At 60.0% G+C, this 19,492-nt stretch carries 16 protein-coding genes and 6 pseudogenes; 8 read left to right on the top strand and 14 right to left on the bottom strand.

Annotated features, from left to right (window positions below; genetic code table 11):
• Nucleotides 1–25: 25 nt before the first annotated feature.
• The 4 genes from FGF80_RS17970 to FGF80_RS17955 form a co-directional block, all read right to left on the bottom strand.
• Complete coding sequence (locus FGF80_RS17970; protein ID WP_138655617.1) at nucleotides 26–934, bottom strand: ABC transporter permease; 909 nt, start codon at nucleotides 932–934, stop codon at nucleotides 26–28.
• Nucleotides 931–1,668 (bottom strand): ABC transporter ATP-binding protein, encoded by a 738-nt coding sequence (locus FGF80_RS17965; RefSeq protein ID WP_006187459.1) that lies wholly within the window; start codon nucleotides 1,666–1,668, stop codon nucleotides 931–933. The genes FGF80_RS17970 and FGF80_RS17965 overlap by 4 nt, the downstream gene beginning before the upstream one ends.
• Nucleotides 1,665–3,599 carry a NosD domain-containing protein gene (locus FGF80_RS17960; protein ID WP_138655616.1) on the bottom strand — a complete coding sequence of 645 codons (1,935 nt, stop codon included), beginning with the start codon at nucleotides 3,597–3,599 and terminating at the stop codon, nucleotides 1,665–1,667. Before FGF80_RS17960 ends, FGF80_RS17965 begins: the two co-directional genes overlap by 4 nt.
• Before the next feature lie 213 nt (nucleotides 3,600–3,812).
• Nucleotides 3,813–4,658 (bottom strand): universal stress protein, encoded by an 846-nt coding sequence (locus tag FGF80_RS17955; RefSeq protein ID WP_138655615.1) that lies wholly within the window; start codon nucleotides 4,656–4,658, stop codon nucleotides 3,813–3,815.
• Nucleotides 4,659–5,018: 360 nt separating this feature from the next.
• On the opposite strand from FGF80_RS17955, the gene FGF80_RS19375 reads away from it, so the two are divergent.
• The 3 genes from FGF80_RS19375 to FGF80_RS17945 all read left to right on the top strand — a co-directional run bounded on the left by FGF80_RS19375 (nucleotide 5,019) and on the right by FGF80_RS17945 (nucleotide 6,716).
• Nucleotides 5,019–5,165 (top strand): DUF7512 family protein, encoded by a 147-nt coding sequence (locus FGF80_RS19375; protein WP_006187462.1) that lies wholly within the window; start codon nucleotides 5,019–5,021, stop codon nucleotides 5,163–5,165.
• Nucleotides 5,166–6,206: a sulfite exporter TauE/SafE family protein gene (locus tag FGF80_RS17950; RefSeq protein ID WP_138655614.1), complete on the top strand. Its 1,041-nt coding sequence runs from the start codon at nucleotides 5,166–5,168 to the stop codon at nucleotides 6,204–6,206.
• 102 nt (nucleotides 6,207–6,308) lie between these two features.
• Entirely contained in the window at nucleotides 6,309–6,716 is a 408-nt protein-coding gene (locus tag FGF80_RS17945; RefSeq protein WP_138655613.1) for a helix-turn-helix domain-containing protein, read from the top strand.
• 513 nt (nucleotides 6,717–7,229) lie between these two features.
• Here the strand turns inward: FGF80_RS17945 and FGF80_RS17940 are convergent.
• Both FGF80_RS17940 and FGF80_RS17935 read right to left on the bottom strand, forming a co-directional pair.
• On the bottom strand, nucleotides 7,230–8,126 hold the full coding sequence (locus FGF80_RS17940) for a hypothetical protein (protein ID WP_138655612.1): 897 nt from the start codon (nucleotides 8,124–8,126) through the stop codon (nucleotides 7,230–7,232).
• 48 nt (nucleotides 8,127–8,174) lie between these two features.
• The gene (locus tag FGF80_RS17935; protein WP_138655611.1) at nucleotides 8,175–8,957 is read right to left on the bottom strand and encodes a zinc ribbon domain-containing protein; all 783 of its coding nucleotides are present in this window, start codon (nucleotides 8,955–8,957) and stop codon (nucleotides 8,175–8,177) included.
• 248 nt (nucleotides 8,958–9,205) lie between these two features.
• Between FGF80_RS17935 and FGF80_RS17930 the strand changes: the two genes are divergently transcribed.
• Together FGF80_RS17930 and FGF80_RS17925 are read left to right on the top strand one after the other, a co-directional pair.
• Nucleotides 9,206–9,451, top strand: a complete 246-nt coding sequence (locus FGF80_RS17930; RefSeq protein WP_138655674.1) for an ArsR family transcriptional regulator — start codon at nucleotides 9,206–9,208, stop codon at nucleotides 9,449–9,451.
• 279 nt (nucleotides 9,452–9,730) lie between these two features.
• Entirely contained in the window at nucleotides 9,731–10,504 is a 774-nt protein-coding gene (locus tag FGF80_RS17925; protein ID WP_138655610.1) for a hypothetical protein, read from the top strand.
• 282 nt (nucleotides 10,505–10,786) lie between these two features.
• Here the strand turns inward: FGF80_RS17925 and FGF80_RS17915 are convergent.
• Nucleotides 10,787–11,213, bottom strand: a pseudogene (locus FGF80_RS17915) (DUF6735 family protein); the annotation flags it as partial.
• A gap of 444 nt (nucleotides 11,214–11,657) precedes the next feature.
• Between FGF80_RS17915 and FGF80_RS17910 the strand changes: the two are divergent.
• Nucleotides 11,658–12,548, top strand: a complete 891-nt coding sequence (locus FGF80_RS17910) for a DMT family transporter (protein WP_006187470.1) — start codon at nucleotides 11,658–11,660, stop codon at nucleotides 12,546–12,548.
• A 111-nt stretch (nucleotides 12,549–12,659) separates the two neighbouring features.
• Here the strand turns inward: FGF80_RS17910 and FGF80_RS17905 are convergent.
• Together FGF80_RS17905 and FGF80_RS17900 are read right to left on the bottom strand one after the other, a co-directional pair.
• Nucleotides 12,660–13,000 (bottom strand): annotated as a pseudogene (locus FGF80_RS17905) (hypothetical protein).
• Nucleotides 13,001–13,009: 9 nt separating this feature from the next.
• A complete protein-coding gene (locus tag FGF80_RS17900) occupies nucleotides 13,010–13,804 on the bottom strand; it encodes a biosurfactant protein 1 (protein ID WP_006187472.1) in 795 nt (264 codons plus the stop codon).
• A gap of 134 nt (nucleotides 13,805–13,938) precedes the next feature.
• Between FGF80_RS17900 and FGF80_RS17895 the strand changes: the two are divergent.
• Nucleotides 13,939–14,490: pseudogene (locus FGF80_RS17895) on the top strand (DUF7342 family protein).
• A 43-nt stretch (nucleotides 14,491–14,533) separates the two neighbouring features.
• Here the strand turns inward: FGF80_RS17895 and FGF80_RS17890 are convergent.
• The 4 genes and pseudogenes from FGF80_RS17890 to FGF80_RS17870 form a co-directional block, all read right to left on the bottom strand.
• Nucleotides 14,534–15,055, bottom strand: a pseudogene (locus FGF80_RS17890) (SWIM zinc finger domain-containing protein); the annotation flags it as partial.
• Nucleotides 15,056–15,135: 80 nt separating this feature from the next.
• Nucleotides 15,136–15,296: pseudogene (locus FGF80_RS17880) on the bottom strand (transposase); the annotation flags it as partial.
• 199 nt (nucleotides 15,297–15,495) lie between these two features.
• On the bottom strand, nucleotides 15,496–16,065 hold the full coding sequence (locus FGF80_RS17875; protein WP_138655608.1) for a hypothetical protein: 570 nt from the start codon (nucleotides 16,063–16,065) through the stop codon (nucleotides 15,496–15,498).
• Nucleotides 16,062–16,430 carry a hypothetical protein gene (locus tag FGF80_RS17870; RefSeq protein ID WP_138655607.1) on the bottom strand — a complete coding sequence of 123 codons (369 nt, stop codon included), beginning with the start codon at nucleotides 16,428–16,430 and terminating at the stop codon, nucleotides 16,062–16,064. Before FGF80_RS17870 ends, FGF80_RS17875 begins: the two co-directional genes overlap by 4 nt.
• Nucleotides 16,431–17,244: 814 nt before the next feature.
• Between FGF80_RS17870 and FGF80_RS17860 the strand changes: the two are divergent.
• Nucleotides 17,245–17,793, top strand: a pseudogene (locus FGF80_RS17860) (IS6 family transposase); the annotation flags it as partial.
• Nucleotides 17,794–17,981: 188 nt separating this feature from the next.
• On the opposite strand, the gene FGF80_RS17855 reads toward FGF80_RS17860, so the two are convergent.
• Nucleotides 17,982–19,214, bottom strand: coding sequence for a cysteine peptidase family C39 domain-containing protein (locus FGF80_RS17855; RefSeq protein ID WP_138655606.1), 1,233 nt, complete (start codon nucleotides 19,212–19,214; stop codon nucleotides 17,982–17,984).
• Nucleotides 19,215–19,492: the final 278 nt, after the last annotated feature.

The following is a 19,492-nucleotide window of genomic DNA, read 5'->3' as shown; positions in this document are numbered from 1 at the left end:
ACGGAATCGAATTCGCGAACGAAAACTACCGTTTTATCGCCCAGGTCGCGACGGCGAGCGAGACGCCGGTCCAGATCGCAAGCCCCAGCAGGCTGGCCACTGGCGATGCCGTTCGCGGCCCGGTCCCCGGCGCCGTGACGACGGCGCTCTCGAAGACGAGCCCGCGATACGCGCTGAGAGGGCTCACCGCGAGCGCGTGGATGAGCGATGAATCGCCGAGATAGCCGTTGGCGAACCCGTAGACGAGCGCGAGATCGAGTCCGACCAGCAGGACGACCAGCGCGACGACAGACAGCGCGAGGGCGCTTCGCGTCCCGCTCACGAGCGCCGAGATGGCGAGCGCGACGGCGAGGATCGACAGCGCGAACAGGGCCGTCAGCACGACGAACCGCGCGAACAGGACGGGGGAGTCGGTAGCGGCGTGTGAGGCGTACCGGCCGAACGGCTCTTCGCGGCCGACGAAGACCGCTCCGCCGACGAGCACCAGCGGGACGACGATCGTCACGAGAAGGCCGACGGCCCTGCCCACGTAGACGCCGAGGACGAGTTCGCGAGGGTCGATCGGATACGTATCGAGGACGTCGAGTTCGCCCCGACGCCGATCGCCGAGGATCGCCCGGTAGCCGAACGCGACGGCCACGATCGGCACGAGGAGCTCGAGCGGCGTCAGGAGGTCGACGACGGTCGGCACGAAACCGGCCCTGACGCCGCCGCCGACCCACGCGGTTCCGACCAGGACGGCGGCGAGCGCCGCCCCGAGGACGACGAAGGTCCGGGTTCGGGAGACGGTCCTGAGTTCGCGGCCGACGACGCGTTCGATTCGGCCGACGGAATCCGGTGGATCGGTCGCCGCGGTCGATTTCGTCGCTGGTACATCGCCCTCGACGTCCGTCGACGCGACGTCTTCGCTCACCGGGTTCGACGTGCTGGTCACGCGGTCTCACCCTGAACTCGAACGCTGTGGAGGTCGCCGACGATCGACTCCTCGTAGACGGTCTCCAGCGAGCCCGCCTCGAGCCGGTCGCACAGCGCCGCGGGGTTTCCGTGCTCGACGACGGTGCCGCCGTCGAGGACGACCACCTCGTCGGCCGTTCGCTCGACGAGTTCGAGATCGTGCGAGCTCAACACCACCGCGGTCCCGGTGGCGGCGAGTTCGTCGGCGACCGCGAACACGTGCTTGCTCATTCCCGGATCGAGTCCGGACGCGGGTTCGTCGAGGACGATCAGCGGCGGGTCGCCGATCGTCGCCTGTGCGATCCCGACGAGTCGCGTCATGCCGCCGGAGAGCGCCTCGACCGGACGGTCCGCGGCATCCGCGAGTCCGATGCGCTCGAGTTGCGTCATCGCTTCGTCGCGCTCGCCGCCGACGAGCGACGCGTAGAACTCGAGCGTTTCGAGGACGGTGAACCCGGGCCGAAACTCGGGCCGCTGGGGGAGGTAGCCGATCTCGCGTACGGCCGCCGGCCCGTGATACGCGATCGTGCCCCCGGTGGGTTCCTGAAGCCCGGCGAGCGTTCGGAGCAGCGTCGTCTTTCCGGTCCCGTTCGGGCCGATCAACGCCGTCACAGCCGCCGATCGAATCGGAACGGAAACGTCCCGCAGGATGGTCACGTCTCCGTACGCGAAGTCGACGTTCGATGCCTCGAGTAGGGGTGTCTCTGCAGTCATGGGTTGGTAGTGAGTGTTCCGTCGCAGGTCCAGGCGCGATCGGCCTGATCGGTCCGTTCGAGCAGTTCCGGATTGTTCGGCTCGCACGCGGGAGCCACGTCGGTGATGCTGCCGGTTCGCATTCCGGACACCGACTCCTCGAACTCGGAGAGCGCGTCGAGCGCTGGTGCCCGGGCGAGCGTCGCCGCGCCGTCAGTACGGTGCAGCCGTCGGTCGACGGGGTCGGTCGGCGAGTACGATCGGGACGGCGGATCGCCGTCCGCGATGCTGGTCCCGCCCTGCCAGTAGTTACCGCGTCCGTCGTGGGACCAGATGCGTAGCGGTCCGGAACCGGCAGTGGCGTGGTCGTCGTTGGCGACGAAGTCGTTCTCGACGACACGGTTCGTCGGGAGTATCACCCGATCGTTGACGCCCAGTTGGTTCCCCGCGAAGACGTTTCGCTCGTAGATCGACGCGGCCGCCGCCAGCTCCAGCCCGACATCGTTGGCTTCGAAGACGTTCTCGGCGACGTACGTGTCGGTGCCGCCGACGTAGGACCCGGTCACCGAGCCCCTGACCTCGTTGCCGACGATCGCGTTCCGCTCCGGCCCGGTCATGACGTAAATCCCCGTATCGATGACGTCGGTCAGGCGGTTGTCGGCGAGCAGTGCGCCGTTGGTGTGCATCAGGTGGACCCCCAACAGGCTTCCCTCGATCTCGTTCTCCCGAACCACGATCCCTTCCGATCGGTACGCGTAAATCGCGTCCCGCCCGTCGACGATCGTCGTCTCCTCGATCACGCCCGGCGACTGGAACGCCATGATACCGGCGAAGCCGTCCTCCCAGCGCTCGTTGCCCCGAACGGTCGCGTTGCGAACGACAGTATCGGGGCTTTCGCGGAGTATAATCCCGTTCGAGGGCGTCTCGATGGTCACGTTTTCGATCGACAGCTCGGCGGCGACGTGGGCGGAGATGGCGGCGTCTGCGCCGGTGTAGTAGGTCAGGAACTTCTCGTCCCAGGCGTCATCGTCGATCGACTCTCCGGGGACCTCCTCGGCTCCGGAGGCCATCGGCCCGACGCCGGTGATCTCGAGGTTCCGGATCCCGACTCGGGGTTCGGTCACCGTCACGACCGACCCGTTCCCGTCGCCGTGGATCGTCGCCCCGTCCTCCCCGGCGAGCGTGATCGGGCGATCGATCCGGACCGTCTCTTCGTACGTGCCGTCGGGGACGAGGACCGTGGTGTTCGCGGGCGCTTCGTCGATGCCCTCTTGGACGGTGTCGACGTCCTCCCCGACAACGATCGATACCGGTCGGTCGGCCTGCGCGACTGTCGACTTCACGACCGCGTCGACGCGGCGGTCCTGCTCGTCGACGCGGTCGCGGACGACCGTCGCGTCGTCGGTGTCGAACGACTCCTCAAGGGTTTGCTCCCAGGTGTACACCTCGCCGCCGTGGGCTTCAGTGAACGCCGCGGCGTCCGCTCGGTCGGCGAACGGAACGACGGTCTCGCCCGACGGCGTCCGCGCGTCGCTGCCGACGACGAACCAGGCGTCCGTCGCATCGATCCACGACAGCGGTCGGTCGGTGACCGGATACCCGTCGTCCTGTAGCTCGACCGTTGCGTCGCCGTAGTCGGTGACGTACACTGCGAGCGGATAGCCGAACCGCTGATCGTGTCCCGCCTGGCGTTTGGCGTCGACGAACGTCTCGACGCCGTAGTAGCCGACGACGTACTGGTACTGCGAATAAAACACCTGTGTCCGGGGCAGAGTGACGTTCTCGTCGAGGCTCTGTTCCGCCTCGAGCGTGAGTCCGACGGAGACGGTTTCGTCGAACGGGACCGGATCCGGCGGCGCCGGATCGGCGTCGCCGACGAACAGGCCGCCGGTGCCGAGTGCGGCGGTGAGCATCACGGTGATCAGGACGACCTCTCGGGATGGCCAGTACACAGGTGCAGTTCGAACGTGGAAGAAAAAGCGCCTCTGGTCCACCACTCGAAAGCGGTCTCCAGCGGCTATGTCCGACTCCTGGCCGCATACGGTCCGGCGGAGTTCGGGACCGACGTGGCACGGAGTCGAGACGGCGATCGCCGGGTCCGTTCGGAATCGAGGTGGTGATTCCGGGGCTGGGAACCGTTCAGCGGTAAATGCGCGCCCGGGCGTTCACGCGGTTCGCGACGGCGGAACGAGCATGACGTTCCCGTTTGCCCGCGCGACGATGTCTTCGGAGACGCTCCCGAGCAACAGCCGGCGGAGCCGGCTGTGACCGCGCGATCCGACGAGGATCGTCGTCGGCTCGTACTCGTCCTCGGCAGCGAGGATCTCGTCGGCGGGATCACCGTGCCGGACCGCGGTTCGCGTCTCTATCCCCCAGTTTTCGAGTTCGGTCGCCAGCTCCGACAGCCGCGCTTCGGGGTTGGCGTCCTCCGGGAGCGACGGGTCCTTCGGCGTCTCGACGTGGACCAGCGTCACCTCCCGTGTCGCGTGGCGCAAGTACGAGAACGTCTCGAACGCCCGCTCGGCGTTCTCGGAGAAATCCGTTGCGTACAGCATCCGCCGGAACAGGTGCTCGCGGAGAACGTCCGGCTCGTCGGCCCCGCGCTCGATCCGATTGACGAGGAGCGGCACGACCGTCGTCCGCGCGAGATTGCGCGCGGTCGATCCGATGACGCGGTTCTCGAGCGGACTCTTCCCGCGCGAGCCGATGACCGTGAGGCTGGCACCGATCGCGTCGGCGATACCGTTGATTCGTCGATGGGGCGTGCCGCGGACGACGTGTGCTTTGGCGTCGAAGCCGGCGTTTTCGATAACGCGTCGGTAGCGAGTGAGCGCCTGCTTGCGACGGTCCTCGAAGTCGATGCCGGGCATCCCGGCGTGTACGTTCGACGGGATCACGGTCACGAGGTGGATCTCCTCGACGCCGATTCGATCGAGACACTCGAGACACGTCTCGTTCTCGATCGTCGCCTCGCTGGCGGCGGAGAGATCGGTCGCACAGATCGCTTTCATACCGGTCGGAGGACGCGACAGTATAATGTTGTTTGGGTAAGTCAAGACCATTGCCGAACCATCGGTTGCGGGTGAGCCGTTCAACGAGGACGACGGTCGGTGCGGTAGTCATACCGTTCCTGTTATCTCGTAACAAGAGCGTCGTCTATTCGTTCCAACCGCGCGCCAGCGGCAGCGCACGATAGCCGGGCCTCCTCAGTATCGGTATAACGTATCCGAATATTCCCGTTGGATAGCCGTGAGATGGATGGCAGTAATATTGTTCAACATTCCCAAAAGCGTTATAGCCATTCTCCGAATAGACGATACTGAGCAGAAATCCATGACTCGAACACAACTGCACGGCGGAGGTCGAGCCCGATGATCGACCTCGCAGCGTATTCACCGGCGGTACAGGCAGGCGCACTCGTCGGCACCGTCCTCCTCGAGGCGGTCGCCCTCTACGTGGGGTACGGCACCGTAGAACAGGTCGCGAAACCACTCGTCGAACGGATCACGCACACATAGATGGCCCTCTTCGGAATCGCGCTGACGATGCTCGCGTTGTTCGTGAGTTTCGGCTTCATGGTCGGGGTGTTGTTCGGCTTCTTCGGCATGGGTGGGTCGTTCCTCGTCACGCCCGCGTTACTCGTGATGGGGTACCCCACCCGCGTCGCCGTCGGGAGCGGGATGGCCTTCGTCTTCGGGACGGCCGTGATCGCGACGCTGAAACACCGCGACCTCGGGCAGGTCGACTACAAACTCGGCGGCCTGATGGTCGTCGGAACGACCGCGGGTATCGAAGTCGGTAGTCACCTCGTGTACTCCCTCGAAGAACTCGGACTCGCAGGCGGCGTCATCGGTGTCACGTACGTCTTCCTGCTGGGCGGTATCGGGGTGTTCGTCAGCTACAACGCGTTGCGGTCCGACGGAGCCGGCGACAGCGGCGGCGGCCACCACGAGGCCGCGAACCGGGACATCGACCCGGACGATATTCCGGACATCGCAAAGCGGATTCAGTCCTACAACGTCCCGCCGATGATGGCCCTCTCGGGCGGACTCGAAGTATCACTGTGGATGATCCTCGGCGTCGCGTTCGCCACGGGACTCCTCTCGGGCTTTCTCGGCGTCGGCGGTGGCTTCATCCGCATGCCCGCCCTGTTCTACCTGATCGGCGTCCCGGTGCCGATCGCGGTCGGGACCGACCTGTTCGAGATCGTCATCTCGGGGGGGTTCGGTGCGTACACCTACGGACTCAACGGCGGCGTCGATCTCTCGATCGTCGTCCCGCTGCTGGCCGGGAGCGCACTCGGTGCCCGTATCGGCTCGGCAGCGACCAGCGTCGTCAACGAGGACGACATCAAGATCTACTTCGGGCTGATGCTCCTGGGTGGCTCGGTCGCCGTCGCCTTCCAGCAGTCGGCCGGCTATCTCGGCATGCCCGTCCTCGACACGATCGGGTTCGTCCTGATCATGCTCTCAGCGTTCATGGTCAGCGGGGCCGTGATCTACAACACGATCACGACGATGCGAGCGCGGTCGAACGCGTCCGCAACGGCCGCCGACTGACACCGGCGACGCCGCTCGCTCCGTTCCGGCCTCGGCTCACCGACATTGTACAATATTCACACAACCCTTATACCGCCGCGGTTCCTACCTCGAGACAGTAACATGGCCAACTCGATGGCGGAACAACTGCAACAGGACATGGAATGCGAGGGGCTTCTAGAGTGTATCCACGGGCTCAAGCAACTCGACAAGGAGTGTTTCCGTGTACTGGTCGAAAGCGAGGACGCACTGACGATCGACGAAGTCGCCGAGCGGGTCGACCGCGAGCGTTCGACCGCGTACCGATCGATTCAGCGACTGCTCCAGAGCGGGTTCATCCAGAAAGAGCAGATCAACTACGATCAGGGCGGCTACTACCACGTCTACTACCCGACGGACCCGACCCAGATCGCGAACGACATGCAGCGGATGCTAAACGACTGGTACGCGAAGATGGGACAACTCATCCAGGAGTTCGAAGACAAGTACGAACACGCCGAGGCCGACACCGAAATCCCCGCTCAGAGCTAAGGAATCGTCTCGGCTCGCCCTCGTTTGCCACACACGACCTCCGTCCTTCGGTTCGATCAGCGCCCGTCTATTGAGCAATACTACTTTCCGCGCGGCGTCTCGACGAGGATGAGACAGCGGCTCGCTTCGCCTCGATGCTCGAGGAACGGCTGGACGAACAGCTTCGATCGCGAGACCGTGTGGGTCGCTCTGGCCAGCGCTCACGGAGACTACTCCGCACGCTCGAGGCGCTCGGTCCCGAGGCCGAGATGTGGGGCCGAATTCCACGTCGCCGGACTACTGCCGAATCGATCCGGGACCGCGATCACGGGTGGCCCACCACTCGTTCCGGAGACAGCTGACGTCTTCGGTGACCCGGCTCGAGCAGTCGGTGGGCATCGACCGTCGACGACCGATCGAGGGACGGACGAACGAGTACGCGGACGCGTTCACGACCGCAATCGTGGGGGGTAATCCGGTAGTCGTGGAGAGTGACTCCCCTCTCAGGGCGGGGTGGGCGACCCGGGGACAGCGTCAGCCGTCGACGTCACCTGTCTCCGGACTGTCCCGCTCAGTTGCACTCGGTCGGTCACCGGGAACGTCCGCATCCGCCATCAGCAGGACGCGGCGCTCGGTGTACTCGAGGCCGTTCTTGCGCTGCCGGTGCCGTTCGATCGCCAGTCGGTTCTTCGAGAGTTCGAGCAACGCGTCGATCGTCCTCGAGACGAGTTTCTTCGCGTAGCCGTCGCTGATCCCCGTCTCCTGACGGCGAATCCAGTGTTTCATATCGCTCGCCGTAACGTACTCCCGGACGGGTTTGCACCCGTTCTTCCACGGGTTGTCTCCGACGGCCGGATCGGTGCGAGCCTTCCAGAGTTTCGCAGCGAGCCGCGAGGGGAGCGAGGACGTGGTTGCACGGAGGCCGTCGTCGTCCATCGTCGCGAGTTGCTGAATCGGCAGGAGGTCGCCGTGTGCTAACGCGACATCGCCGCCGCGATCGAGCGGGTCGTCGCTGTCGGGCAGTCGGAAGTACTGCCCGCCGTCGTCTTTGCTGACCCGTTCGAGGCGACCGCCGGCGACGTCGAGTTCGCTCTCGTCGACGTTCGCCGCGAGCAGGTGGGCCCCCTTCTCGAGTTCGCGGGCCTGGAGTTCGCTGATGCGGTTCTTGTTCGCGTTCAGTTTCCTTTCGTGGGCGTCGAGCCGCGCTTCGAGCGGCGGTCGCGTTCGCTCGAGTTCTTCGACCCGGGCGTCGAGACGCTCGTTTGCCGCCCGCTCCCGTTCGAGTGCGGACTCGAGGCGGTCGAGGTGGTCGGTCTTCCGCGCGAGGCTGGCTTCGAGCGCGTCAACCCGTTCGCGAAGCGACTCGAGTTCGGTTGCGAGCGTCTGGACGGTCGATGCGGTCGGTTCGGAGTGGTCGGCGTTCGTGCTCATGTCGGTGGCGGCTGTGGGTGAGATCGAGTGGTTGGCAAGCCGATGCGGTCAGCGGTCCACGGAGTCCGAACGGGGGGCGACGAGCGCCGGCCGTTCGTCCGTCGCGAGCGAGCGCGGGGGGCGGTACGCACATCGCTGGTTGGGGTAGTACCGCTGTGCGAGGACCTTCGCGGCGTTGTAATCGGCGTAGACCGTTTCGACGCGACAGTCCGGGTTGGTACAGCGGAACGTCTGGTGGAGCCGTCGGTCGCCGATGGTCCCGCAGCCGTGACACTCCTGGGAGGAGTAGGCGACGGGCACCGTCGCGACCTCGATGCCGTACTCGGCGGCGACCGCGCGCAGGCGCAGATGGGCCGTCGGGAGCAGCCACGCCGTGCCGCGGTGGGCGTTCGGATCGGTCAGCCACGCCCACAGGTCCGGCTCGTAGTGGCTGTCCTCGGTGACCAGCACGGCGTGGTCGTACGCGCTCGCGTAGTCGCAGATCTCCCGCGCCGCGTCGTCGAGGGCCGCGAGCAGGGCCGCCCGACGGTGTCGGACGTGTGCGACGATCGTCTCTCGATCGGCGTCGCCGGCGAGCAATGCAGCGACGCGGTCGCGAAGCGCGTCGAGGCGATTGCAGAGGTCGTCGCCGGGGATCGCGTAGGCACCCTTCCAGTCCGGCATGGGCGACGGACACGCGGTGTAGAGGTTGTGCTCCCCGAGATCGACGCCGATCGCGGTGCGGTCGGCGGGACCGGTGGAAGCGGGGGTGTTCTCGCGGCCAGTCGACTGGCCGACGATACCGTCGTCTGTGGAGCAATATTCATTGCCCCTCGAGCGTTCGGTTCGCATGGTCGGAGCCTCGTGCAGAGGATGACCCGACCCCGGCGTGCTAGGGACACGTCGGACCTTTTGATCCGAAAGGGCGGGTCGACTGGGCATAGAATCCCATTTCATAAATAGCTTCCTAACGATTCGAAATCAATTTCTAACGTATAGGTCACAGATTAAAACGGTAGAGAACCGTTATCGGACGTATCGGTAGACCTATGACTACTAATCGAACCACTGTAGATGTGGTCCGACAACGCGCAGACTGGATGCGTCCAGTCGATGAGCGCATCATGGAGACGATGCGTGACGAAGGAAATCTCACCCCGCAGGCTGTGGACAACTTCGGTGTCTGTTCTCGTAGCCATGCCAGCGTCCGTCTTTCTAAGCTCAACGAATACGGGTTAGTCGATCGAATTGCACAGGGGCTTTATCGACTCAACGAGAGCGGGCGCGCCTTCCTCGACGAAGAACTCGATGCGAGCGAACTTGAGCCAGTCGAAGACACCGAGTAACGACCTCTGTTTGAGTTCCCTACTCAGGACGCGGTTACTCTATTGTGAACACGATCTTTAGATCTCGGGCTGTCGAGCAATGATTTTGAGTTATAGCCTTTGAGAAAGATAGAACACGGCAATACTATGGAAGTCTCTACGGTGGATCTCGGTTATACACACGAGCAGTCAGCATTCGTGTGTATATTCGGAAAACTGATTTTGTCAGCGTGCAACCCCAGGGGATCACGCCTATTTCAACCCTAAAGATAAATATCACTCAAAAACATAATCTGAGATATGGAGAGAGGAAGCGATGATGGTTTTTGCGAGATAATAGAAGGGACGTTTTCATCATCTCAGGTAGATCGCGCAGGAGACCAAATCCCACCAGAAGAATTAGACAATCTGAAAGATCAAATAAAGTCTAACCCTGAAAAACGAAAGGTTCTTAATGAACACAATAAAGATGAGGTGATTGGCGAGATTATAGATGTTTGGACAGAATGGGGCGAAGAGGGAGAAGTCTATTATCTAAAAGGTGAATTTGGAATATTTGAAGGAAACGAGAATGTTGTGAGAGAGATGAAAAATGGCGAGAAAAATGCGTTAAGTATTGGTGGTTATTCGTATCCAAACATTCCTAAAAAAGAATGGGGTGAAAGGGAACCAGATGCTCTTGTAGGGGTCCCTGTTGATGAAAAGAAAAGCTTTCACAGTATAATAGAAGCACATGATTTGAAATATCGATTCAAAATAGAAAAAGCACTATCTGAAACTGATGTCTTCGAATTCTTAATTGAGAACCATGAGCAGGTAATTGAATTAGTGAAGGCTATAACAATCTGGTATATAGGTAGAAAAAGTGTAGATGCTAATATAGAAATCCCCAATGTGACAATATATAGTAAAGAAGTGAATGTTAATGTGGAGAAAATTGTAGAAAACACAGTCGTGGACCTAAACGAGAAAACAAAAGAGGGGGATATCGTAGATAAAAAACAAATTAGGGAAACTGTAGAACGGGAAGTTAAAGAAACTGTAGAACAGGAAATTGAAGAAACTGTAGAATAACACTAATAATACGATCTGGGATATATCCGTATAATAGTGAGTTCCATTGACACACCTTTTGAGTGATTGCACGGAACCGATTGACAACCTACGTTTCGTGTGCTTCAACTGGATATTTGCGTGCGGAGGTGAGCACCGGGCGCTGTAATTTTTTGGTTCAGTCCCCTTGGGGACACCCCGCGACCCACCCACAGCCGCCGCAACCGAGAACGACAACTGCTGTACACCGCCGTCTTCCAGATATTGTTACTGCTATCTGCAACGCATCGATTTGTCGATTCACGCGAACGCGCCGTTCCCGACCGTCTTGCCCTGTTCGACTATCTCCGAGTCGTACTGCAGGCCGAACCACAGCATCCGGTATGCAGTCACTTCGAACGTCGTCGACACCACGAAGAACGCCTCGTGGTGGAGGGAGTCGAGATGGTCAGCGACGATCTCGTCGAGTGAGAGGTCTGTGGCACGGGGATTCGGCTCGACGACCGTCGACGGTCGATCCTCGCCGGCCGGGTAGCCCTCGACCGCTTCTGCCTCGAGGCCATCGGCCAACTCTGCAAGGAACTGTTTCGCCCACTTGGAGTTGGTGTCTTCGCCACCGAACGGCGACTCAGCCGAGATTCGATGTTTGAACTCCGGGTTCGCTGCGCCCCACTGACTGTAGTGGAGCGAGTACTGTCCGTCTGTGCGTAACGAGTGCGCGGTGCCCCATTGAGCAATCACCTCACGGGGCGACCGCGACTGGATCGCCCCGTATCCCTCCGGAGGACGAACAACCCTACCAGTAGTTTCCAGTGGCATTTTTCATTCGAGATAGATACGGACACTCGATGATGTCTAGCGGGCCGAACAGCGGCGCCACCGAACACGAGCAACCATCCCGTCTGGACCGTGGCTGCGCTGCGCGCCGGTTCGACCTCGAGTTCGAGGTCGAGCTGGGTGGCGTTGGCTTTCCTCTATGCCCCCGCTATCGCGATCGGGTGGTCGAAGTGCTTATCACAGACGGAGAACCCTCTGATGGCGTTCAGGCCGGCGTTGAGGTACTTATAGCTACACCACACCGCGTAGGTGACGCGGTCTCCAAGTGTGTCCGGACGCTCGGAGAGTCGGGGCGGTTCGATGCACATTTCCCCGTCGGGCGGCGACCTCCTCGTGAATGAGTCGCTACGGGACGGCCGGCCGGTTCTTGCTACTGTGTGCTGTCTGGGGAACAGCGTTCATGGCGACGGACGTCGGCTTGGTCGATCTCCCTGCGGTGCCGTTCGCGGCCGTGCGCTTCGACGTCGCTGCCGCGCTGTTGTTCGCCGCCGTTTTCGCCTCCGGCGCAGATGTCCGCCCCCGGACTCGGGACGACTACATCTACGTGCTCGTCGGCGGCGCGCTCATTATCGGCGCCCACCACGCGTTCCTCTTCGCCGGCCAGCGGTACGTCACAGGTGGTGTTGCCGCTGTTCTGTTAGGTCTCGTCCCCGTGGTGACGCCTGCGCTCACGCGGCTCGTCTCCACCGATGAGGAGTTCACCGCCGCCACCGCGCTCGGTGTCGCGCTCGGATTCGTCGGCGTCGTCGTCATCGCCGACCCCGATCCCACGAATATCGCGGACAGCGTCTTCGGTGTGTCGCTCGTGCTTGCGTCCGCGCTCGCGTTCGCCGTCGCCGCGGTCGTCACGCACAGCCGATCGCCGTCGATGCCGTTCCTCTCCACACAGGCGTGGATGATGGCCATCGGTGCGGTCGTCCTCCACGCCGCCGTGCTCGCGCTCCCCGGCCAGTCGTTCGCGACCGCCACATGGACGCCGTCCGCGCTCGCCGCCATCGCGTACCTCTCCGCGGTCGCCGGCGTCGGTGGCTTCCTGCTGTACTTCACGTTGCTGGACGACCTCGGTCCCATCGAGATGAGCTTCATTGAGTACGTGATTCCCGTGTTCGCGGCGCTGGCAGGCTTGCTCGTGCTTGGGCAGGAAGTGACGCCCGCAACTGTCGCCGGGTTCGCGTTCATCTTGGCGGGGTTCGTCGCCGCAAAGTGGCGGGCGCTGAGTGGAATATAGTGGCGTGTGGTTACCGATAATTCGAGGCAATTCTCCTGAACGCATTCGTTGAGTGTCCCCGTAGCTGACAAGTGCGGTGCCACCTCGCATCTCTTCACGGGGAGAACAACGCTACTCGTCGATCGGGTCAGGGGAACTGAGGTCCGCGTGGAGGACTTCGCCGTCGCGAACGACGTACCGCTTCGCCAGCACGGGGAAGCGGCACTTGGTGAACCCCGCTGTCTGGATATCGAGTTCTTCGTGGGTCACGATGCCGCCCTCGTAGTCCAGGAGGCCGTTCTCCCGCGCCTCGTACACCTCGAAATCGTCATACCCCCAGATGGTGAGCTCTCCGTCTTCGGTAACCTCCCAGTCGAGCGTCCCGAAGCATGGCTCTCACAGAGCTCGCGGACTGCCTGCGGATCCGATACGATCGCGCCAGTCGACGTCGTCGTAGCTTGCAGTGTCGCCATGTTTGGACTTCACAGGGTCGCCCCCGCACCCCTTTCGGGAGCGATAAACCGACGCGAGAGGTACTTCTGCGTCGTCGGCACCGACGACACCTGTCGATCAGCCACAGCCTCGGCAGGAGATTCGGTCAGCGCGATCGCTGGAACCAGCCATACCGCGTCGTCGGCGTCGTCGAGGACCGTTCCGAGGTGTGCCTCGTCGTGGATGCCGTTCCCTCGCTGGTCGTAGAGCCGCGTCGCGGCCTGCTCCTGACGTTCCGACGCTTCCTGCCCGTGCCACCCTGTCCGGTCACGGGCGGCTCTGAGAAGCTGCTCGCCATCCGCTGACGACACCTGTACCGCGTCGGGGAGCGAGGGCCATTGCTCGGCCACCTGGCGCGCCGGCGCCTCGTCGAGGTCGTAGACGAGTGTGTAGTCGTCGACGGCCGGCTTTGCCTCGTTGGCAGAGAGGAGATGCGCCGCGGCGCCGCCCTTCGCGACGGCGCCGTAGAACGTGGTCGACTCGACGACCAGGTGGACGATGCCGAGGAACGACGTCGACGCTGACTCGTCCGTGCAAGTCGCGTCACTTCCGGGATGGTTGGTGAGACAGAACCGGCATTTCGTCTGGCCGTCCGGGATTGACGCCCCACAGGACCGGCACTCGCCGTCGGTGGTCGTCGGCGCATCGGGGTAGCCGCCAGCGCTCGTCGCAACACGTTGCCGCTGGGGGTCACCTTCGTACCCGCCGTCCAGCCTCGTGTCCGGAATGTGGGACGCCTCGCCGGTCGGCCGCAGTTCCTCAAAATCAGAACATCGGTCGTACATCGGTTGTCACATAGCTTCTGTCGGTTTCGTATTTTAATGTCCAGATGACTATGCTCGTACTACACTCTCGATTATGCGAGAGGGTACAAACATATGGGAGTACAGCGTGAACGCTGTTGCTAGAGGTGCCCAGTATGTCCGCTTCCTCACGAGATGGGGTCCATTCGTGGGGCGGGTCAATGAGCGCCCGTGAACGAATTCGGGCGGTCGCCGAGACGCTTCGTGAACCCCGATCGGTCAACTGGATCAGCAAGCAGGCCGACGCCGCCTGGAGTACGACCAATGAGGAACTCCAGGCGCTCGTCGAGCAGGGGCAACTGCGTCGCGTGAAGGCTGGCGAGACGACGCGCTACCAGCCGGACTACACGCGACTGCTCTTCGAGGAAATCCGCACGCTCATCGAAGAGAACACGCGCGAAGAGCTGCGCAACGAATTAGTCGCGATCACCGATGAGATCGAGGAGTAGCAGGCGACCTACGATGTCGAGACGTGGGAGGAGTTCGAACAGTCGCTCGCCGATGGCGACCTCGCAAGTGACGAACTCCGCGATCGTCGCGACGTTATTGGGCGTTGGGAGGGGAGCCAAGAAGACCGCCGACTCATCAAGCACGCGTTGGCACTCTACTCGAACGTCGAAGCCGCTCGCGAACAGATGATCGATATGGCTAACCTCGACACAAACTAATTTTCGCGATCGTCGAACTTGCGGGCGTCATAGGGCGACACAGCTATTCGTTGGACTGCTCGCCCAGCTTCTCTCGAAGCTCGACTGCTGCCCTCTCAAAATGTTCCGCGAGGAACGGCGTTCCTGATGTCACCCGCTCTTCAAGGAATGCGACGGCATCAGTGACCGCATTAACATCGCGTTCCGCGGTCGCGACACAGCCGACGTATCCATCGAGTGCCCGGCTGAATGCACGCGAGAAGTGGTCGTACGCACCGTCGACGCGCTCCATATTGTCGTCGATCGACTCGACGAGTGCCCGGTAGACGGTCGCTGCCGATGCGTATCGTCCCTGCTGGCGGTACTCGTTCGCGAGATCGAACCACTGCGTGAAGTCGATCGGCTCGAAGACGACGTGGTACTCGGGGTTCGTCTCTTGGAACCGCCGGTCGATCGCGGTGCGAAGCTCGTCGACCGACTGGCTCGTCGGCTCGCCAACGCGGGCGAGAAACCGCTCACGGAGATCCGTATTGGCCGCGAGTTCGTCACGCAGGAACGCGCGGAGTTCGTCGGCGTCGGCACCGTCACGGCGACCTCGAGTCGCTGGTCGATGCGGGCGTGTTCCCAAATCGAAGCGAAGCGATCCGGGCGGCGATTCGACAGTTCGTCACTCGTGCCAAACTCGTCCAGTTCGTACTGCGTCTTCAGCTCCCGGAACAACAACTCAACTTCCCACCGACAGCGGTAGATTTCCGCTAAATCCGCCGGAAAAACTCCTTCCTCGCCAAATTCGTCATGTACAGGTGGTAGTCGTCGGCGTCCTCGTCATTCCGGGGCCAACTGGAACCACAGAAATGTCCTTTTCACTATCCCCAGCGATTTCCAAGGGACACAACATGTTACAACCACAGCCCATTCCGAAGTGGGGTTGTTGACTGGTCCTGTGTGAAGGGAAAGTCTCGCCCCCACCTCACTCGCTCGGCCACTTTTGACGCACCACTCGGAACGTGTCGATCGCAGGACGGACTACGCTTCGAGGCGCTGGAGCAATTGCGTGACGTAGGGACTGTTCTCCCAGCTCCGGTGTAGGCTAATCGTTGTGATCAGTATTCTCGCTTCCTCCTTGGTCATATGCCCGTTCCGGGAGTAGTCGCAGATGAGCCGCGGCGTCGGGACGATCCGCAGCCCCTGAAGCACGGCGTGGATGAGTGGAAAGTTCGTGCCGCCGAACTCGTCGGTGAGAAACCCGTCGACGGCGAGCGCGTTCGCGAGGACGATACCATCAGTTTCGCCGTCATCGAGGCCGAACGTCGGCCGGGAGTCCGGGGTATCGTCGCGTTCGTAGGGATTCTCGACCGTGTAGTGGGTACGGGCCGCGAGGACGTTGCTCGCAGCCACGGCGTGGATATCCTGATACTGTGTGATGTCGCGGAGTTCTTCGACCACTTCCGGTGGCACAAACACGTCACAGGAGGTGAGAAGGTATTGGAGTGGATCCGGAGCGCCGGTGTCAACGGTAGCGTCGGCACGGGGCACAGCGAGACTGACGAGTGCACTGGTGTCGGCGACGACCGTTCGCAGTGGTGGACCGCTCATCGATCGTCATCGGTCGCGGTGTCGACCGTGGTCACATCGCCCTCGTAGACGTCGACATCGTCGGGGGCAGCGAGATCAAGTGGCTCGTCTTCGAGGTCCGCTTTGAGAAGACGGAGTCGCTGGGCTGTCTCAGCGCCAGCCAACTGCTTGACCGTCTCGAACTCGAGCTGGTCGTCGTAGTATTTCGTTGCGACGAGTTCCTGGAACGTCTCGTTGTCGGCAATGTCTTCGATGTACTCCCGGATGGCCTCGACAAGGAGATCCGTCCGATCCTTATCAAAAAGATCGGCGATCGCATCGAGCCGGTCGACGAGATACTCCGGTGACTGGAAATGAACCCGTCGGGGGTCGTCGCTCGTGCTCATTCTATGTGCATGTTATGCACATAGTCTGATAACGGTTTCGGCGATTGCACAGAGCTTGCACATCAAAGTCTCGGAGTCAGGAATCGGACACACCAATATCGTCGTATACTGTGGCTTATATAAACGAGCGGCTCTGTTGAAACCCTATTGTTCAGACATACAATTGTGTGGAATATCCGGCCGATGAGAACTACAAGTGTACCGACCCGGAATTCTGATTCACACAAAGAATTTACTAACTCACAGAAACCCATTCATATATGGCTCCTCCCCATAAGTGAGTGATACCCGTACACTTTCCGGTTTGATTATAGGACTGGCCGTCCTTGGAATCGCTCTTTTAATCGTAAATATACCCAGTTCCCCGCTTCGGAGTGGGGACCTTGAGTTATTCACTCTCTTTGCTCTCCCCCTTGTGATTTCGCTGATTTCGTATGTTCGGTTCGCAGAACCGATTATCTGGTGGGAAGTTGGCGTGTTAGCTATTTGGGGCGGACTTAGTATCGCCGTTACAATCTTTATCGGATTCCTGGCGACGATGGGAACGCCCGGCGGCTATCCGGGTGCCGGAGTTGAGCTCATCCGAAATATCGCTATGTTCCTTGCGGTAACGCTTGGATTAAGTATCCCCTATGGTCTCGCAGGGAAGTACCGTCGTGAATACCCCCTACGAATCGTGGTAAGTGCCTTGCTTGCCTCGGTTACCCTATTAATTTCCTTCAACGCTGTCGCAATTGCGATATAGTTTGAGAGACTATATTGGGCCGTGTTTAGTTAAGCGTGAAAAGTGAGGCGGCACGATTTTGTGGTGTCCATGCCAAAAACCCACCGCCTCAGCGGGTGTAGCGACTGGATCGATTTGAGTTTTGTGGAGCGAGAACGGACACCGTGTCAGCTAATGGAACTCGGTATTCGACTCCATCTTGCTGGACTATCGCTTTCGAATACTATTCAAGAACTCGAAAGGTTCGGTGTCGATCGATCGCGAAAGGCCGTTCATGATTGGGTGCAGAAAGCCGATCTACAGCCAGCAACTGACGCGACTCCGAATCACGTTGCGCTCGACGAGACCGTGATTCAAATCGATGATCACCGGTATTGGCTGTACGCTGCAGTTGATCCTGAAACAAACAGGATTCTCCATATACGGCTGTTCTCGACGACTACGACCGCATTGACTGAACGGTTTCTGCAAGAACTCACGGAGAAACACGATGTCGAAGACGCTGTGTTTCTCGTCGATGGCGCACGGCATCTCCAGACAGCACTCCGTCGACACGGACTCCGATTTCGATACGAAAAACACGGAAATCAGAATGCTGTCGAGCGTATCTTTAGAGAGATAAAACGCCGTACCTCTTCGAATGGTCACCACCAGAGACGACACCCTCTTCCAGGGTCATCGCCACGTACATCCAGTGTAAGTACCGCTACCTTCTGGATGTGCGGGCCAAGCACGACGAGAAACAGTTGTCTCGCAAAACCTCGAGGGCGGTTTATAATTCACAACCCTATTTTGAATTGAAAATTATTATGCGTTTTCGGTATACGTTACGGTTCGATCGACTGAACGAGGAATAGGACAGTTGTACTCTTCAAGGTGATCTCGTTGACATCTCCATACGTGTCGTGAGTGGTTACGTACAGTGGGGGCTCTGTCGGATTCCACACAGGGTCATCGCCTTCCTCATACTCGTAGGCTGTTTCGGAGTGGCCGACCGCTATGTTTTTGAGATCTTCTACGTCATCTATCTCGCTTTTGTCAAGGCTACTGTTGAACCAGTGGCTTAGCACACAGGGGTTCCCCGAATCGATCTGATTTTTAACCTCCGAACGACGCCCCCACACAGTATTCGAGGCACTATATGAGGAGTCGTAGTCCTCAATACCGTCATCGAAGTCTGTGGGAACCGTCTCGCCGTCGCTGTTAGTACCCATAAGATCGTTGAGTTCCCACATCAGATCACAATCTCGGGAAGATGTATTTTCATGATATCCAATACACATCGACGAGGCAGCAGGAGTACAGCCAACCCAATCGGAGCCACACAGGTTTGCATCCCAATTCGGGACGCCGCTGATGCTTTCCGTAGAGAGCGGACTAAACGATGTCTCATCAACCTCTTCTAGAGTCGTTTGATTAACAGTCGACGCTCGGTTAGTCTGTGTAGCTGATTCCGGCTTCGCAACGTCATTTATCGATGCTGTTAATCCATGTTTCAGGTCGACAAATATCGTTTTTCTCTTTTTTGCAGCCTCGACGTCTGCGACGTTCGTCATTGAAACCTCAACGCCGAAACTCATCGGGTTATTATATATAAACCGCGCCCCATCTTCGGCACGTCTAATCTTGCTTTGGAGCGTTCCGTTGCGTTGCAGTCGGGTCTGCGGTGCAATTCCGGTGCTGCACCTGATAATTCCAGGCGAGTCCGGTTGAGCACTTATCGCTATGTGTCCGACTTCTTCTCTGCCGGTTCTAATCGGATAGACCCAAGCGGCCGGCCTGTACATTCCGGCCTCGGAGACGGAATAGAATAGTTCCGGCTGAGCAAGTCCTTCCGGACTAAGGTCTGAAAATTGTTCACGCGTGCTGTTGTGTTCAATACGAGACTTCGCTATCTGGCGTGCTACCGTTTCGGAGATTCTATCGGATCGCTCCGCTGCGGATGAGTTATTCTTAGCCATCCCTAGTGCGGAGCCCGTCATTGCAGGCGTCGCCAGCGCGGTGGACAGAGCGCCGATCCTTTTTAGAACGGTTCGTCGTTTACTGGTATTACCAGACATAACATCTTTTCGTTATGGATATAATTATATAAAGTTTACTAATCCTACCATTAGAAGAAAATTTTAAATTTTAGATCTATTTAAATGATATGTTGTTTCCTGCGACTCTGGAGGCTTATTGAGATATTTTTCTAAGAGGATGAGAAGGTAGCAAGTGTGCACTATGATATTTTCTCATTGAAGACTATGGATTGGCTCACAGTTCTCGTACAAAGATAGCAAGGAAGAGCAGACTGGAGAGAAGTTCTACCTGCACCACAATCGCTACTATGTCTGAT

It is taken from the genome of Natrinema pallidum (assembly GCF_005890195.1).
Lineage (GTDB): Archaea > Halobacteriota > Halobacteria > Halobacteriales > Natrialbaceae > Natrinema > Natrinema pallidum.
This window is presented reverse-complemented; position numbering and strand designations above follow the sequence as displayed.

What these genes read in the sequence shown, in the direction of transcription:
- FGF80_RS17965 (WP_006187459.1), bottom strand. Translation starts at nt 1,668, where the DNA reads ATGACTGCAGAGACACCCCTACTCGAGGCATCGAACGTCGACTTCGCG.
- FGF80_RS17955 (WP_138655615.1), bottom strand. Translation starts at nt 4,658, where the DNA reads ATGAAAGCGATCTGTGCGACCGATCTCTCCGCCGCCAGCGAGGCGACG.
- FGF80_RS19375 (WP_006187462.1), top strand. Translation starts at nt 5,019, where the DNA reads ATGATCGACCTCGCAGCGTATTCACCGGCGGTACAGGCAGGCGCACTC.
- FGF80_RS17950 (WP_138655614.1), top strand. Translation starts at nt 5,166, where the DNA reads ATGGCCCTCTTCGGAATCGCGCTGACGATGCTCGCGTTGTTCGTGAGT.
- FGF80_RS17945 (WP_138655613.1), top strand. Translation starts at nt 6,309, where the DNA reads ATGGCCAACTCGATGGCGGAACAACTGCAACAGGACATGGAATGCGAG.
- FGF80_RS17940 (WP_138655612.1), bottom strand. Translation starts at nt 8,126, where the DNA reads ATGAGCACGAACGCCGACCACTCCGAACCGACCGCATCGACCGTCCAG.
- FGF80_RS17935 (WP_138655611.1), bottom strand. Translation starts at nt 8,957, where the DNA reads ATGCGAACCGAACGCTCGAGGGGCAATGAATATTGCTCCACAGACGAC.
- FGF80_RS17930 (WP_138655674.1), top strand. Translation starts at nt 9,206, where the DNA reads ATGCGTCCAGTCGATGAGCGCATCATGGAGACGATGCGTGACGAAGGA.
- FGF80_RS17925 (WP_138655610.1), top strand. Translation starts at nt 9,731, where the DNA reads ATGGAGAGAGGAAGCGATGATGGTTTTTGCGAGATAATAGAAGGGACG.
- FGF80_RS17910 (WP_006187470.1), top strand. Translation starts at nt 11,658, where the DNA reads ATGAGTCGCTACGGGACGGCCGGCCGGTTCTTGCTACTGTGTGCTGTC.
- FGF80_RS17900 (WP_006187472.1), bottom strand. Translation starts at nt 13,804, where the DNA reads ATGTACGACCGATGTTCTGATTTTGAGGAACTGCGGCCGACCGGCGAG.
- FGF80_RS17875 (WP_138655608.1), bottom strand. Translation starts at nt 16,065, where the DNA reads ATGAGCGGTCCACCACTGCGAACGGTCGTCGCCGACACCAGTGCACTC.
- FGF80_RS17870 (WP_138655607.1), bottom strand. Translation starts at nt 16,430, where the DNA reads ATGAGCACGAGCGACGACCCCCGACGGGTTCATTTCCAGTCACCGGAG.
- FGF80_RS17855 (WP_138655606.1), bottom strand. Translation starts at nt 19,214, where the DNA reads ATGTCTGGTAATACCAGTAAACGACGAACCGTTCTAAAAAGGATCGGC.